At 31.3% G+C, this 869-nt stretch carries 1 protein-coding gene; it reads right to left on the bottom strand.

Translation table 11 applies throughout. The features are described 5' to 3' along the window. The coding region (locus HCK02_RS13975; protein ID WP_208970494.1) for a SagB family peptide dehydrogenase at positions 1-716 on the bottom strand (716 nt) is incomplete at its 3' end. Positions 717-869: the final 153 nt, after the last annotated feature.

Below are 869 nucleotides of genomic sequence, written 5' to 3'. Positions count from 1 at the left end.
CCGCAAATAGAACTAAAGACGATGTGGCTATTAACGCCATCTTGATGAATAGCATTTTCTATAATAGTTTTATTGAACCCAGCGACTGCACAAGTATCAAGATAAAAAGCGGTACTAACTAGATCGAAATTTTCGGACATGGTACCTACTTCAACCAAAGAAGTAAGTAGAGCAAGCTCACCGTATTTCAAAAAATTTTTATTAATGCTATATTCATAAAACACGGCGAAACACATATTTTCAAAGTCTAGGGCATCTCCCACAAATAAGTCTTTTGCTTTAATATCAGATTTAATTGGAAGTAAGGAATGAGAATATGGTTGATATAGAAAGAAACCTTTATTTAATGTTGAGACATTATTAATATAAAAATATATATTGATAGGGTATAAGCCGCCGCCAGACGGATAATATCGAGTGGTAGTTTTAATCCCTTCATAATTTATTTTTCTTTGAGAAATACCAAATGAATAATGAACAACAGTGGAGAAAGTATCAAGGTCTAGGGGATGTTTGATAAAAGAACGAGTACTCTTTCTGCTTTTTAAGATATTTAAAAAAGGTTCCGTTTTTCTTTTTGATTTGGATATAGGTAATTTAATTACATAGCGATTATCTATTTCTTGAAGTGGCATAGTTTCGCCCATCATAGAAGCAAGATTTGATTGATTATAAAACATAATACTTTTAAAATCGTTTAACCGTTGCTTATTCATGTTGATTAAATACATAAATGATGGGGAAAAATGATTCCCAGAAAGAGTATTCGTGAAAACTTGTGTGTTGTTCTGATTGGTTATATTAGACGAGTCGTTGCTAATAATTGTATGTCTATTATATAAACCTTTATTACTGCCATTATTGGAACT

Origin of the sequence: Listeria valentina (assembly GCF_011800755.1) — a bacterium.
In the GTDB taxonomy this organism is placed as follows: domain Bacteria; phylum Bacillota; class Bacilli; order Lactobacillales; family Listeriaceae; genus Listeria; species Listeria valentina.
The sequence above is the reverse complement of the archived record's forward strand: the minus strand, read 5'-3'. Positions and strand labels throughout refer to the sequence as shown.